This is a genomic window from Paenibacillus sp. FSL R5-0701 (assembly GCF_037973995.1).
Taxonomy (GTDB): domain Bacteria; phylum Bacillota; class Bacilli; order Paenibacillales; family Paenibacillaceae; genus Paenibacillus.
Genome location: NZ_CP150230.1, coordinates 1,824,180 through 1,838,012, shown reverse-complemented (window position 1 = coordinate 1,838,012; position 13,833 = coordinate 1,824,180). Strand labels below are relative to the sequence as shown.

The window sequence follows — 13,833 nt, the reverse complement described above, 5'->3', positions numbered from 1 at the left end:
TTGATTATTTTATGTTGGGCCGTTCTACGTATCCGTGCGCACATCATCCCAGTCCTGATCCAGGTAACAGATCAGCCAGTTCAATGCACGGTGACGTTCATAGGCCACCCCACCATTCAAACCAGCGGGAGGCGTTCTGTCATTTACCCGACTATCCACACACACCCAGTTGTAACGGTAGATCAGATCTGCTTCATCCAGAATCTCGCTCTTACTGCGTAGAGATGCATCGGAGAGAAACTCGGTAAAACTATCCTTCTGCTGCAAATAACCGACATCCTTCCCTACGTTACACAACTCCGTTGGTGCACCCAGTTCCTTCACATAACCAAGCGCCCACAACATCACGTGGAACGCTTCATATCCCCAAGAGAAGGAGATGATTTCCTGCTGCTCTGCTCCTTGCTGGTCGATAAACCTCTTCTCAACGGGTGAGAAAAAGGATTCCGCCTCATACTTGTCAATCACTTCCTGAACCAACGCTGCGGTATCTTCCGCACTTTCGCCTGCTCCCAGACACTCACCTTTAAGAGCGGCAAGACATAGGGCAACCGCACGGCGCGCGACCTCCGCTTCACTCCGAATCGTCGTGTGCTCGTCTCCGGCTCTTGCGGGCAAGTTCGCATTAAACGGAACCCCTTGTTCGGTTAAGCGTTGCTCTGACCGCACTTTACGTTGAATTGCAGACTCGGACTGGGGTGTATCGCCATCCAGGAAGCTGGTGTGTGCTGTCACGGTGTAATCCTCCACCTCAGAATCTCCATTTACATCCAGCAATAGCTGGCCTTGTGCATTGAGCAGAGATCCACCTCCCCAGAAGATAACAGCATCCAGAGAGTCCGCCAATCGCAATAACTCGCCGAAGAATTCTTCCGATATGTCCTCTTCCGTCTCAATACCAACCACCATATTCAATGTGGAACATTTGATCAGTACCTTTTCCTGGAGCGAAGCATTGCGCCCTTCAATCTGACTCAAAAAACCAAGCATCCCTTGAATCATTGTCGTAAATTCCTCAGGATGTGTCTGGCTGGTCATGATATTAAAGCCTTTGGTTTTCTTACTGAGCCATTTTTTCTGCGTCACTTGAATATGGGTCTTGTCTTCCCGGCGTTCAATCGTACCCTCAGGATAAATGGATAGAATCACTGCAAACAGCTGATCCAGGTCAAATTGAGAGCTATATATCGCACAATTTCTCATGAAGTTCACCCTCTCTATATATAGTTCAACTAATGAATATTTACACTGGCACTCCGATGGCAGAATAACTTTCCGATCGCTGTTATCCCCAGATTTTTTTATTCCTTTTTTTTGGAAAGGGGAAATCCGATGATAGCGTATGCTTCCGATGTAGCTTTCTTTTAGAAAGCTTTTAGGCGAACGCTCCGCTTCTTCAAGTTATTTCTGCCCTCTCCGTTATCGTGTAAATGTTCAGTTGAACATATATGACTAATCCTTATACGGATCGAATTCATTACCTCCGGCCATGGCGACACCAACGGGACGCAGCACATGGTTGATTTTCAGCGTATTGGCATGTGCGTTCAGTACGTCTTGCAGTTTTTTGTACACAAACGGACTTTCGTCTGTGCCCGCTCCCCGGAGCTCAACGCCATAGGCACGAATTGCTTCATGCATCTGTGCTTCACTAATCTCACCGCCCATGCGTGTGCGCAGCTTGTAGTTCATTTTGCCAGCCGCCTGCGTTCGGCTCATCGTACGCCCTGCTCCGTGCACAGTGCTGCGGAATGATTCGGTATTCTCTTCGCTGTGGATCCCCTCCACAATTACCGAGATATCTCCCATGCTTCCACCGACAAAACCGAGCTGCCCGGGTGCCAGCGGCGTTGCGCCTTTGCGGACCACGACTACCTCTTCACCCATGTGCTGTTCTTTCCAGGCAAAGTTGTGATGGTTATGAACGGCATATTCAGCACTTGCCCCGAGAATTCCAAGCACCTGTTCAATGACATAGTCTCGTCCTGCATAGGCATACCGGCCCGCCAAAGTCATTGCGTCCCAATACATATCACCCATTTCGCTATTTAGGTCAAACAATGTAGGCGGCTGATCCATCGATTCACCAGGAGCTTTGCCACTGAACTCGCGTCCTGCAGCGAGGTTAAGGAATCCACTCGCCACTTTGTGACCGAACCCGCGACTGCCAAAATGATTCGCGATCCATACCTTTCCCGTTGTCTCTTCTACAAAAATATCCACAAAATGATTGCCACTGCCTACAGTTCCAAGCTGGTTGCGTGCGAGTGTCTTCAGCTTATGTTGTAATCCCGGTTCAATGGTATCAAACAGCTTCCAGCTCGCGTCGTCGAACAGCTCATGATCCACGGGTGTTGGATTATTGCGGCCCACACCGAAAGATATGGTCGAATTGATGTCATCCATAATCTTTACAATCTGATCCCGAATATCGTCCCACATCAGATTTGTGCGCACAGCCTTGTTGCCACAGGCAATATCGTATCCGACACCTGACGGACTGATCATATTCCGGTAAGCGACAACACCACCGATGGGTTGCGAGTAGCCTTTGTGATGGTCGGCCATGAGAGCCACACCCAGTACATCCCCATATTGCGAGCAAGTCACCGCCTGACTTACGGCGTTCTCCAGCGGCTCCCCCCAGACTTTAATGTTATCTACGATTCTCATACTCTATATAAACCTCCTGTCTTATCAAACACTTTGTATATATTACCAAAATTTATGCCGTATGGGCAGTCAATCAATTCCTGCCGGATGATACACAATGCCACTTCGATTGCAGTGTCCTCTACCAGTCGCTGTACGTTATTGTGTAACTTTAGATTTGTTTTATTTTCACAGATTGTATTTTATACCAAACAAAATGACATATATATATTGCAAAAAGACTCGAATAATATTATCATGAAGCTCATAAGAAATATTTACCACATTATTTTCAATCTCTATGAAGGAGAGGTCAATCATGAAATGGTTTAAAACAAATGGCAATCAGGATGAGCGTATCGTCAATCTGAAAAACAAGGTGTATAAGGAAGCTTACACTTTAATCATGTGGATCTGCGGCATCTCCATCCTGATCAAAAGCTTTCTCAGTTGGGAGACTTACTCCATGCTGACGGAAGTGATCGTACTTCTCGCAGGAAGTATCTATTTCGGAATTCGTTCCGTCATGCTGGGCATTTATTCGGATGAAGTTGAGGTCCATGACCAGACGAGCAAAATTTCATATAGCCTGCGCAACATAATTACGGGTCTTGTTATCGGTTTTTCTATGGCCTTGTTCCTGGGCATCCGAAGTTCTGTTTTGTTTGCCGAAACGGCGAATGAGAAGTGGTGGTTTTTCTTCCTCGTTTTTATTATTTCACTGCTGCTTTATATTCCGCTCTTTGCAGGATTCAATGTCATCGTTCATCACTTCGCAAACAAGGCGAGTCAAAAAGCCGCTCGAAAAGATCAGTGGGATTCATAGAAAGGATACAAGGGTGAATGAGCATGAAAAACATACGATTGAAAGTCGCCCGGGTCGAAAAGGATCTATCGCAGGACGATCTGGCACGGATCGTTGGTGTATCGAGGCAAACCATTGGTCTCATTGAACTGGGAAAGTATAATCCGTCCCTCAGCTTATGTATTGCCATATGCAAGGCACTCTCAAGAACACTGAATGACCTGTTCTGGGACGAAGAGCAGACATAAGCCGGATGGTTCCATTACGAAATCATTTATTATCACGCATATGATGAAGGAGGCATTATTTTGAACTATTTCAGGAAAAGAAAAACGGGTGCTGTACTTGCTCTGACTACCGCCATACTGGCCAATTCACTCTATCCAGCCGGACATGCAGGTGCTGCAGCATCAGCTACCATGGAGACCATTCAGGGGCAGGTAACCCAGGTGCAATCCGCGAAAACGTCGGATGAGAAAATTGCAGAATGGAACGAATGGGCTAGAGATCACGCATATCGACTGGATAGCATCCAGCCTGTGAAGACAGGTCAGGAGCCCGATTCCTTCTCGGATCTGGAGATGCTGAAACCTCTACTCTATGACAAGCGAATTGTGTTTCTGGGTGAAAGCTCCCATGGGGTTGCCGAATTTAATCTGGCGAAGACCCGGCTGATCCAGTTTTTGCATCAGGAAATGGGATACAACATTCTTGCCTTTGAAAGCGGTCTTTCCAACACATCGCTTGCTAATACCATGGTAAAACAGCAACTTCCCGAACAAACGATGAAAAACTCCATCTTCGGCGTCTGGTGGTCCAAGGAAATCATGCCTTTATTCGATTATCTCAAAACGAGCGCACAGACTGAACGACCCCTGATTCTAACCGGTTTCGACATGCAACTGCAATTCCCACTGTTGGACGGTAACTGGCTGAAGGATAAAGAGCTCGCCAAGCGACTCACACAAACGGAACAAAAGATGTCCAATTTCTCTGCCGGAACGGATCTGAAAGCCTATCGCGCTGAGAAAAATGAAATTATCAAGGTATACAAAGATGTCCTTCAATCCCTGAAATCCAAATCTAACCAGGCCTATCTGCAAAAAGAATACCCGGATCAACCGAAACTTTCCATGCTGCTGGAGCGAAGCCTCAGTGATCGAATTCGTGTAGCAAGGGAATATGTCGATCTTTCGATCCGTGCAACGGCTGAAATGGATGAAGGAAAATATGAGTCGTTTTTTGATTCCATGGAGTGGCGTGATCAGGCGATGCATGACAATCTCATGTGGCTCGCTACCGAAGTGTATCCCAACGAAAAATTTATTGTATGGGGACATAACGATCACATAAGAAAGGCGCATAGCGAAGTCATGGGCTCGCCCTATCCCATAACCATGATGGGAGAAAAACTTTCGGAAGAAATGAAAAAATCAAGTTATGTTTTGGGATTGTATGCATCCAGCGGTCAAACGGCCGATAATTCCGGCGGACTTCATGCCGTTGAGCCGGCAAAACCCGGTTCCATTGAAGGCATCATGTCAGCAACGAATACACCCTACAGTTTTCTGGACCTGCGGTATCAGAACAGGGAAACAGGCAACTCATGGATGTTCGAACCACGATTTGCATACAGCTGGGGCATGATCCTGAGAGTTTTGTCCCACGCGATCAGTATGACGGCATTTTAATGATTGATGATGTTCATCCACCGCAATATATTCGATCATCCTCATCCGGCTCCAAAGAACAAAGCAAGGAATAAATACAAAAAGAGAGCTGCCAGCTCTCTTTTTTTTGTTTTCCAACTCACGTGTCTCTATTTACCTTGGTCGACTGCACCATAACTCCACGTCGATGTGTTAGCTAATAACAATCGCTGTTTTCGGTCACGAAAACAGGAAGAATAGTCAATTAAGATGCTTCCGGTAACCCTGAACCTTCTCATCCTTGAAACCTAACTTCTCATAAAATATATGTGCTTCCTTACGCTGATCACCAGACACCAGAATCATGTAACCACAACCCATATCTTTGGCAATCCGCTCAATCTGGAGCATTAACCTCTGCCCAATGCCCTGCCTGCGTACCTGATCCGATACAATCACATTCTCCACAACCATGAACGGTTTGCATGGACCCACCAGATCCATACACTCAATCCCCATAACGGACCCGACCAGCCTGTCATTGTAAAATGCTCCAAGCACATGATAATGACCATTCTGTTGTATGTAATGAAACATCTTTTTCATCTGTTGCTCATTGGTAGGCGTTCCCATCAACTCATTGTATAGCTGGCTTAGTGCCGGTAAATCTTCAAGTTTGATTCCTTTAATGGTAATCATCATAACCCTCCTGATTTTTCCTATTTCGCATGCTTTGTCTTAAGTAAGGTCCTTTTTAAAATAATAATGACTGTGTCCAGTCGGTGCATTCTCGATCGTTGTGATCAATTGGTAGCCATGTTTCTTGTAAAATTCCGGTGCTTGATAGGAGAAAGTGTTCAACATGACAAAATCACAAGATTTCTCTCGTGCAATTCGCTCAACTTCAAGCAACAACTGTGAACCATATCCCCGATGCCGTTGTTCAGAATCCACCCAAAGAATATCAACCTCCAGCCAGTTCCAGCAAAGTGTACTAAGCACACCTGCAACAATCTCGCCAGTCTCATTTTTGATATTGAAATTCAATTCTTCGTACCGATGCCTTAATTCCTCGCTCACATGTGCAGCATTATATGCGACTAATTGCTGGCGAACATACTCTGAATCCTTTGAAGTACTTGGATTGATATTGATTTGGGACATCCTCTGCTCCCCCTATCATCATTACTCACAGCCTCATTCATTTCTTGCATATTTTAACATAAAGTTATCCTTTACAAAAATAAAAAAACGTACCTTCCATAGCGGAAGGCACGTTGATGTAACTTGCATTTGTTCACATATGCTGTTTTAAAATACGCTACTCTATTTCTCTCAGATCAACGTACACGTGACCTACACCAACTTTGCCCAGAAGGTCCGTAACCTTCAACTCTATCCGAATTGGCTCACTACTCGTCCCCAGTGCAGTAATGTATAGTTTCTGTCCATCCATTCTGACATCTGCCAATTGTGGATCAGGGGAGTCAGCCAGTAGGATGAGGGTCGACCTAGCGTCATCTTCATCCTCAAACATAAAGGACAGGTCGATCTCAATCTCATCTCCATGAACATAAGCGATATTACCCGCAGGTGCCTCCACCAGCACAGGGGCAGCATCATCAAAATTATACATGTACACACGTTGCAGCAACGTGTGATGCATTGTGAAGTCAGGCTCTTCTCTCAGGGGGATGGAATTGTTCCTCACATCCAAGTATTGCAGATCAGATAGTCCGGCAATTCCAGCTGGCAGATGAACAAGCTCATTACTGTTCAGATCTAGTTTTTGCAGGGAGTTCAGCCCTGTCACATCGGAAATACCCGCATTTCTTGCATACAATCCTCCATTAGTCTGAATGAGAGCTGCCGCCAATTCATCTTTGGTCAGCGGATCATCCACATCATTTTGCAACCAATTGCGTTGTGAAGCCGTAGTTCATGGGTCTTCCTATATTCCTACCTTCCTGTCTGTAGCAACTTATAGTTTACTAGAATATAATTCAATCCCGATAACAGCGTAACTCCTGTTGCCAGCCATAATAAAATCACATCAACCCGCACCTCAGTTAGCAAACTAAACGGAACATGGTTCAACAAAATCGCAATGATGGCTGCCACCTGAAGCACCATTTTGATTTTTCCATACCGATCGGCTGCGAGAGCAATGCCCTGCTCTGTTGCTACCATTCGTAACGCTGTAATCACAATTTCACGTCCTATAATGATTACAGCAATCCATGAACTGATCATATTCTCCTGAACCATCATGACGAGCGCTACCGCAATCAACAGTTTATCCGCCAGTGGATCGAGCAGCTTTCCCAGATTCGTGATCTGATTATATTTCCTCGCCACATATCCATCCAATTTATCCGTACCTGCTGCTACTGCAAATATAATTAGTGCAATCATCACGTTTTGCTGATTGAGAAAACAGATCATAAACAATGGAATCAACGCGATTCTAGCCAACGTGATTTTATTTGCCAGATTCATTAGATATCTCCACTCCTCACATCCATGTTGGCTAACTGACCTTTTTTCCATTTTCGAATTCGGGTCCGAAAAGATTTAAAAGGGGCTACCGAATTAATCTGGATCCACTTCACCATAGCCCACCCAGGCTTGGTACCCGTCCACTGTCTCATCCCTTGTACAAATAACTCCTCTTCGCTAAGGGAGTTAATCCAGTTCTGCCATTGTTGTTCTGTCTCCCGAAACAAAGAGCGCAGCTCCTCCAGCGTATAACCTGAATACTTTTCGTAAAATGATTCATTTAACGGCCCCAATTGGTTCCATTTATACCCTGGTGCAGGCATATGACATTCATGTCCCAACTGTTCCTTTCGCTCCCAATCCATCACCAGGTTCATCCATCCCAGCTGGTAGGCGACCATCTGGGCAGGGGTTTTATCCACACCTTCAACCCACTTATCTTTGTCACTGTTATGGATGTCATTGAATTCTCCCTCAAATAATACATAGGTGCGTCGAATCGTCTCACTTAATTCTTTCTTCGAGGCATATAGAATTCCAGGCACGCTGCTCCACTCCCCTCGTTCCACAGTTTTACACGAATCAGAAGCATGGACTCTATCATCATTTCGACTCAATTCCATAATCATCCTTTTTTTAGTTCGCTCTATTCATTTCTGTAAGACAAAGGGCAGTCTGTAAACAATACAGCTGCCCTTTACTCAACCTATTTTGCTATATCAGCATACTCCTGAACCCAATTCTACAAGGCTTCCTTAATCACCCGTTTATAGTACCACACAGACAACAGGCCAAAAATCGAATATAACAATGTATAAACTATCATGACAATGACCGTAGGTGTCGCCAGCTCCGTACCAAAGAAAAACCAACCTGATTTCACGGCAAAGTAACTATGACTCAATCCCACCACAAGCGGAATACCGAAGTTAAACAACTGCTTGATCTGAATTCCCCTCAACAGATTGCCTTGCGTAAATCCAAGTTTACGAAGAATGGTATAATTACCCTTCTCCTCTTCGCTCTCGTTCATTTGTTTAAAGTACAGGATACATCCCGATGTAATCAAGAACGTCAAACCAAGGAAACCAACAATGAACATAATCAGTCCCATATTATTACGTTGGTTATTTCTGAACTCAATCTGGGAGAAGCTCGGTGCTTCCAACTGCAGCTCCTTATATACGGCATATGCCTCTTCAGCCTGCCCCTCTTTCAGAATACGTACACCATAGTAGTCAGCCCACTCGGATTTTTGCAGCTCGGGATCGAGATCCTGTCTCAGCTGTTGGTATACCGTTTCATCTACTACCGCTACAGGCGTGCCCCTAGTATAATACGCAGGAAGAACTCCCTGTTTGGTGGTTCCGATCAGTTGTTGGTCCAACGTTCGCTTCAACCCATGCAAGACGATTGGACCTGTCTCCTGAATGTAAATCAACTGCTTAATAGCATTTCCATATCCCATGAAGATCACTTCACCTGGTTGCAGATCTATGTTATCTACCATGTTGTCACTCAACACACTGCTGAACAGGTACTGTTCCGTCATGGACTCATCCATCACTTCATGAGCATCAATTTCAATATAAATAGGCTGTCTATGATTCTCCTCATATGGAATCTGTTTATGTTCCAACTCCGTTACAAAGCGATTTTTCACCTCAACCTGAGCAAATGAAAAATCCTCCGGCAAGCTTTCCTTCGCCTGAGCCTCTGCCGAATAATACGAAATGTAACTGAGTGACAGCATACCAATAGCAAGCGCCGACACGGTTGTAATAATCGTGAGCAACAATGCATTAGATTTCATGCGGAACATGATTGAAGATAAAGACAACACCTCATGAATAGTAAGGTATCCGTTTTTACTTTTGCGAATCAGATTAAAAATAAAACTTACCGAACCCTTATAGAACAGGTATGTCCCCAGTATGACCGAGAAGAGAATCAGGATCATCGTATACATCAACTGCTGCATGTCCATTGCCTCACCGCTGAACAGCCGTGCAGACATGAAGTATCCATACACAATCAGGGCAATGCCCAAGACGCCAATAATCATCTGTCCGACAGACATCTTCTGCACCTGCTGCTCCGAAGTGGCAGACACCCGAAAGAGTGAGAGAATGCTCTGTCTCTTGATAAAAGTGTAGTTCATCAGCATGATGAGCAGATACATTATCGTAAAGACAATCACCGTTTGCATCAGTGCCATCGGAGAGAAATACAGTTTCGTAATCGCATCCACACCGAGAATTTTGAACAATATCATCAATACCAGCTTGGACGCAAGAAACCCAATTAACACACCGATAGCCATGGAGCCAAAATAGAGGATACTGTTCTCCGCACTCAAAATACCAAAAATTCTGCCTTTCGTCAGTCCAATCAATTGGAATAATCCAATTTCTTTGCTGCGCCGCTTGATAAAGATCGTATTGGCATAGAGCAAAAAAATGCCGACAATGACGATTAACAGTACTGAAGATGCACCTATGGCCGCCGCACCTTTTGTTGAAGCAGCCACCTCATCCATGGAAGGATCATACTGTAACGTCACAAAGGAAAAATATAAGGCCACACTGAACACAAGCGCAAATACATAGAGATAATAATTCTTTAGATTTTTCCTGAGATTGCGGAAGATGATATAATTCAAGCTCATTGCTGTACACCACCCAATACGCCCTGGGTTTTGATAATATCGTTGAAGAACGATTGCCGGGACTCGTCTCCTTTATTCAACTGGGTGTAGATCTGACCGTCTCGAATAAAGATCACTCTGCTGCAATAACTTGCGGCAACCGGATCATGGGTAACCATAATAATAGTCGCTTTTCGTGCGCTGTTCATATCACTTAACTTGCCGAGCAGATCCGAAGCGGACTTGGAATCCAGCGCTCCTGTCGGCTCATCCGCAAAAATGATACTCGGCTCGTGGACAAATGCTCGTGCTGCCGAAGTCCGCTGCTTCTGACCCCCTGAAATCTCAGATGGATACTTGTCTTTCAGTTCATATATCCCCAGTTCACGGGCGATCTGTTCAAACTTCCGGTGTGCCTCCTGCTTTGGAATGTTCGTGATGGAGAGCGGCAATAATATATTTTCCTTCACCGTTAGCGTATCCAGCAGATTGTATTCCTGAAAAATAAAGCCCAGATGATGTTTGCGGAACTCAGCCAGCTGTTTCTCCTTCATTCCGGTAAATTCCTTGCCCTCAATATCAATCGTGCCCTGGCTCACCCGATCAATGGAGGAAAGTACATTAAGCAGCGTCGTTTTACCCGAACCCGAAGGCCCCATAATACCAACAAACTCTCCCTTGCTCACTCCAAGATCAATGCCCTTCAGCACTTCCTGTTTATTCAGTTTATTACCATAGACTTTATGAATTTTTTTGGCTTCCAGTATCCACATATCCCACTCACTCCTCTTAAATCTTCTGCAAAAATGCTCATGTCTATATCATAATCGGGATGTGCAGTGTTATCGTGTGATTCACCGAACAAAACCAAAAAGCATGTGACATTGTTGTCACACGCCTGCAAGATGCACCATGTCGTTTTTTCGCGGAAAAGTAAGTGTGACGGTTGTGCCCTCGCCAAGAGAAGATTCTACATGAATGTTCATATGAAGCGTCTGGACCACTTGACGAACCAAATATAGTCCCATCCCGGTTGCCGCCCCATCCATTCTGCCTCGGGTAGACGTAAATCCTTTATCAAATATACGCTGCAGATCTTGTGTCTCAATCCCTCGCCCGTGATCCTGAATGATCAGTACAATATGTCCATCCTGTTCCCGCGTTTCGATGAGGATATCCGATGAATCACTATACTTCACCGCATTGCTCAGCAACTGCCGGAGGATGAAGCCTAACCATTTGCTGTCTGTGAGCACGCGCGATACCATCAAAGACATATCAAAGCCAACACCCTTGGAAATGCACCACGATTTCAACGCTCGTATCTCGCTATTCAATACCGGTTCAAGTTCCGTTTCTTCGATGAACAAGTCATTGTGCATAAATGGAATACGCTTCTGATGAAGTTGCTGATCCAGTAACTGATGGATTCGTAACCATTCATATGTCATTTGGCTCTGTAACTTGTCATCTGGCAAGCGCTCGATCATCAGTTGCAACGCTGTCAGTGGGGTCTTCACCTCATGAATCCAGGATAACATCTCGTCCTTCTCCTGTTCTAGAGCGATAAAATGGTGTGACGTCTCCTTACGATACCGCTGTGTCTGGGAACTGACCGCCTCATGTACAATCTGCTCATATGGACTTTCGGCGATATCGAGTTCTCTCAGATCATAGGTATGATCCCAGAGGCTCAATTTTCTATAGAAACGGGTCTCTTTCAGGTATCTCGCCCAGATAAAAACAAGACATACCACCACATTCAGTCCTACGATATACATCACAGATTGGAATGGAATGGACGAGTCCAGGTAGGCCACCAATAAAATAATAAGTTGCATGCTTATCAGTAGCCATAACCAACTAGCCCTTTCTCGTATGTACTTTCCGATCATGCTTCTGCCTCTTCCGTTGCCATGTATCCCTGACCTACTTTGGTTTCAATGTACTGCTCCAAGCCGATGGGTTCTAGTTTCTTCCGTAACCGATTAACGTTAACCGTCAGCGTATTGTCACTCACGAAATGCTCATGATCCCACAAGCTCCGGATGAGATCCTCACGGGAAACAATCTGATTTTTGTGCTCGACCAGCACTTTAAGAATGAACATCTCATTTTTGGTTAACAGAACAGATTCATCCCCGCAGGTTAGTGTATTTTTCACATATTCAATAGCAGCACCGCGCCAGGTTCGGAGTTCAGTATGCTCTGTGTTATAGTTATACACCCTCCGCAAAGTCGCTTGGATCTTGGCAATCAATACATCGAAGTGAAAAGGCTTCTGGATAAAATCATCTGCACCCAAATGCATGGACATGACCATATCCGCAGGATGATCCCGTGAGGACAAAAAGATAATCGGCACATTGGAGTGCGAACGAATGATCCGGCACCAATGGAACCCGTCATATTGGGGTAACTGAATATCAATAATGACCAGTTGCGGCTGAATTACGCTGTACTCCTGCAATACCTTTCCAAAATCCTGCACACCATACACGTCATACGACCATTGGGACAAACGTTCCTTGATTTCAGTGAATAACGATTCGTCGTCTTCAATGAGCATAATTTTAAACAAGAGATTCACCACGTTTCTGATCTTCTAAGGTTGAATAAGGTAATCAGACTCCATTGTTGCAGGATCACCCTTACCGTTACGAATCGTACTTCCGATCGCTGTTACCAGTGTACAGGGAAATTGGGCTTATATCAAAAAGGTATCCTTACTTATTACTTCACAAGAAAACAGGCAAAACGAAGTATACGATATTAACTCTCGGTGGAGTGTATAACATGGCTTGCATCACTGTGTTCATCGATCCGCTCGATCAACTGCTTCGCTACATCTTGTGGCGATCTTAATTGTCCTGTTTCATATACTTGATTGAACATACCCGCAAGGACGAACTCCTCTGCACTTTTGCCTCGTGCAACAGCCTGCAATTCCGTATCGGCCATCCCCGGATCAAAAGCAATAATCTCAACAGGGTTCTGTTGGCCCGTTTGCTCCAGAGATACGCATTGGGTAAACATGTTCATGCCTGCCTTGGATGTACAGTACACTGCCATTGAAGGCGCGGGATAACTTCCCGAACCCGATGAAAGATTAACAATTTTACGTCTGGCGGACAGGTGATTTGTTTGTTGAATAAAAGATGAACTCAATATCATTGGCGCTGCGAGGCTGATGTTAAGACTCTGACTTATCTCTGCCGCACTACACTGATCGATAGGTCTTAGTGGCTCCAGCATCGCTGCATTATTAATGAGTCCAATGAATTCAGCTTCCTGAGACGGAATTTGGTCCAATATGCGTGTAATCAAATCATCGATCCCATTCAGTTCGGCAAGATCGTACTGAACATGGCGGTAACGTCCGCTCCATTCCTCGCTTGATTCCAACAGATCCGAACCCCCGCGTGAAATACCGTAAACGTAATCCCCCTTAGCCAATAATAACTCTGCAAGTTGTAAACCGATCCCTTTGGATGTGCCTGTAATGATAAAGTGTCTTCTTCCTGTTTCTGTTCCCATTTCGATACTCCCCCTCCTCTATCTTCAATCGATCATATCCCCAT

The 13,833-nt window shown here is 45.0% G+C and carries 15 protein-coding genes; 3 read left to right on the top strand and 12 right to left on the bottom strand.

The window, feature by feature from the left end; translation table 11 throughout:
* Positions 1-24: 24 nt before the first annotated feature.
* Entirely contained in the window at positions 25-1,203 is a 1,179-nt protein-coding gene (locus MKZ13_RS08670) for a DUF4272 domain-containing protein (protein WP_339183363.1), read from the bottom strand.
* Between the two features lie 249 nt (positions 1,204-1,452).
* Entirely contained in the window at positions 1,453-2,673 is a 1,221-nt protein-coding gene (locus tag MKZ13_RS08665; RefSeq protein WP_339183361.1) for an RtcB family protein, read from the bottom strand.
* A 298-nt stretch (positions 2,674-2,971) separates the two neighbouring features.
* On the opposite strand from MKZ13_RS08665, the gene MKZ13_RS08660 reads away from it, so the two are divergent.
* From MKZ13_RS08660 to MKZ13_RS08650, 3 genes are read left to right on the top strand one after another with little or no spacing between them, the layout of a single operon-like run.
* Positions 2,972-3,478 carry a DUF6773 family protein gene (locus MKZ13_RS08660; protein WP_339183357.1) on the top strand — a complete coding sequence of 169 codons (507 nt, stop codon included), beginning with the start codon at positions 2,972-2,974 and terminating at the stop codon, positions 3,476-3,478.
* A 23-nt stretch (positions 3,479-3,501) separates the two neighbouring features.
* Positions 3,502-3,705, top strand: a complete 204-nt coding sequence (locus tag MKZ13_RS08655; RefSeq protein ID WP_175399435.1) for a helix-turn-helix transcriptional regulator — start codon at positions 3,502-3,504, stop codon at positions 3,703-3,705.
* Between the two features lie 60 nt (positions 3,706-3,765).
* Positions 3,766-5,148, top strand: coding sequence for an erythromycin esterase family protein (locus MKZ13_RS08650; protein ID WP_339183354.1), 1,383 nt, complete (start codon positions 3,766-3,768; stop codon positions 5,146-5,148).
* 219 nt (positions 5,149-5,367) lie between these two features.
* Here the strand turns inward: MKZ13_RS08650 and MKZ13_RS08645 are convergent, their stop codons facing one another.
* From MKZ13_RS08645 to MKZ13_RS08600, 10 genes are all read right to left on the bottom strand, one after another.
* The gene (locus MKZ13_RS08645; protein WP_221822767.1) at positions 5,368-5,805 is read right to left on the bottom strand and encodes a GNAT family N-acetyltransferase; all 438 of its coding nucleotides are present in this window, start codon (positions 5,803-5,805) and stop codon (positions 5,368-5,370) included.
* Between the two features lie 39 nt (positions 5,806-5,844).
* Positions 5,845-6,270 carry a GNAT family N-acetyltransferase gene (locus tag MKZ13_RS08640; protein ID WP_221822766.1) on the bottom strand — a complete coding sequence of 142 codons (426 nt, stop codon included), beginning with the start codon at positions 6,268-6,270 and terminating at the stop codon, positions 5,845-5,847.
* A gap of 157 nt (positions 6,271-6,427) precedes the next feature.
* Positions 6,428-7,021 (bottom strand): leucine-rich repeat domain-containing protein, encoded by a 594-nt coding sequence (locus MKZ13_RS08635; protein WP_221822765.1) that lies wholly within the window; start codon positions 7,019-7,021, stop codon positions 6,428-6,430.
* A 44-nt stretch (positions 7,022-7,065) separates the two neighbouring features.
* Positions 7,066-7,605, bottom strand: coding sequence for a CDP-diacylglycerol--glycerol-3-phosphate 3-phosphatidyltransferase (gene pgsA, locus MKZ13_RS08630; protein ID WP_221822764.1), 540 nt, complete (start codon positions 7,603-7,605; stop codon positions 7,066-7,068).
* Entirely contained in the window at positions 7,605-8,150 is a 546-nt protein-coding gene (locus MKZ13_RS08625) for a ClbS/DfsB family four-helix bundle protein (RefSeq protein ID WP_339183350.1), read from the bottom strand. The genes pgsA and MKZ13_RS08625 overlap by 1 nt, the downstream gene beginning before the upstream one ends.
* Before the next feature lie 197 nt (positions 8,151-8,347).
* On the bottom strand, positions 8,348-10,273 hold the full coding sequence (locus MKZ13_RS08620) for an ABC transporter permease (protein WP_221822762.1): 1,926 nt from the start codon (positions 10,271-10,273) through the stop codon (positions 8,348-8,350).
* A complete protein-coding gene (locus tag MKZ13_RS08615; RefSeq protein ID WP_339183347.1) occupies positions 10,270-11,025 on the bottom strand; it encodes an ABC transporter ATP-binding protein in 756 nt (251 codons plus the stop codon). The genes MKZ13_RS08620 and MKZ13_RS08615 overlap by 4 nt, the downstream gene beginning before the upstream one ends.
* 117 nt (positions 11,026-11,142) lie before the next feature.
* Entirely contained in the window at positions 11,143-12,147 is a 1,005-nt protein-coding gene (locus MKZ13_RS08610; protein WP_221822760.1) for a sensor histidine kinase, read from the bottom strand.
* Positions 12,144-12,833 carry a response regulator transcription factor gene (locus MKZ13_RS08605; protein WP_221822759.1) on the bottom strand — a complete coding sequence of 230 codons (690 nt, stop codon included), beginning with the start codon at positions 12,831-12,833 and terminating at the stop codon, positions 12,144-12,146. The genes MKZ13_RS08610 and MKZ13_RS08605 overlap by 4 nt, the downstream gene beginning before the upstream one ends.
* Before the next feature lie 191 nt (positions 12,834-13,024).
* The gene (locus tag MKZ13_RS08600) at positions 13,025-13,789 is read right to left on the bottom strand and encodes an SDR family NAD(P)-dependent oxidoreductase (protein WP_339183345.1); all 765 of its coding nucleotides are present in this window, start codon (positions 13,787-13,789) and stop codon (positions 13,025-13,027) included.
* Between the last annotated feature and the right edge of the window lie 44 nt (positions 13,790-13,833).

Coding starts and splice junctions, on each gene's coding strand:
- MKZ13_RS08615 (WP_339183347.1), bottom strand. CDS start 11,025: ATGTGGATACTGGAAGCCAAAAAAATTCATAAAGTCTATGGTAATAAA.
- MKZ13_RS08645 (WP_221822767.1), bottom strand. CDS start 5,805: ATGATTACCATTAAAGGAATCAAACTTGAAGATTTACCGGCACTAAGC.
- MKZ13_RS08660 (WP_339183357.1), top strand. CDS start 2,972: ATGAAATGGTTTAAAACAAATGGCAATCAGGATGAGCGTATCGTCAAT.
- MKZ13_RS08670 (WP_339183363.1), bottom strand. CDS start 1,203: ATGAGAAATTGTGCGATATATAGCTCTCAATTTGACCTGGATCAGCTG.
- MKZ13_RS08665 (WP_339183361.1), bottom strand. CDS start 2,673: ATGAGAATCGTAGATAACATTAAAGTCTGGGGGGAGCCGCTGGAGAAC.
- MKZ13_RS08600 (WP_339183345.1), bottom strand. CDS start 13,789: ATGGGAACAGAAACAGGAAGAAGACACTTTATCATTACAGGCACATCC.
- MKZ13_RS08640 (WP_221822766.1), bottom strand. CDS start 6,270: ATGTCCCAAATCAATATCAATCCAAGTACTTCAAAGGATTCAGAGTAT.
- MKZ13_RS08620 (WP_221822762.1), bottom strand. CDS start 10,273: ATGAGCTTGAATTATATCATCTTCCGCAATCTCAGGAAAAATCTAAAG.
- MKZ13_RS08655 (WP_175399435.1), top strand. CDS start 3,502: ATGAAAAACATACGATTGAAAGTCGCCCGGGTCGAAAAGGATCTATCG.
- MKZ13_RS08610 (WP_221822760.1), bottom strand. CDS start 12,147: ATGATCGGAAAGTACATACGAGAAAGGGCTAGTTGGTTATGGCTACTG.
- pgsA (WP_221822764.1), bottom strand. CDS start 7,605: ATGAATCTGGCAAATAAAATCACGTTGGCTAGAATCGCGTTGATTCCA.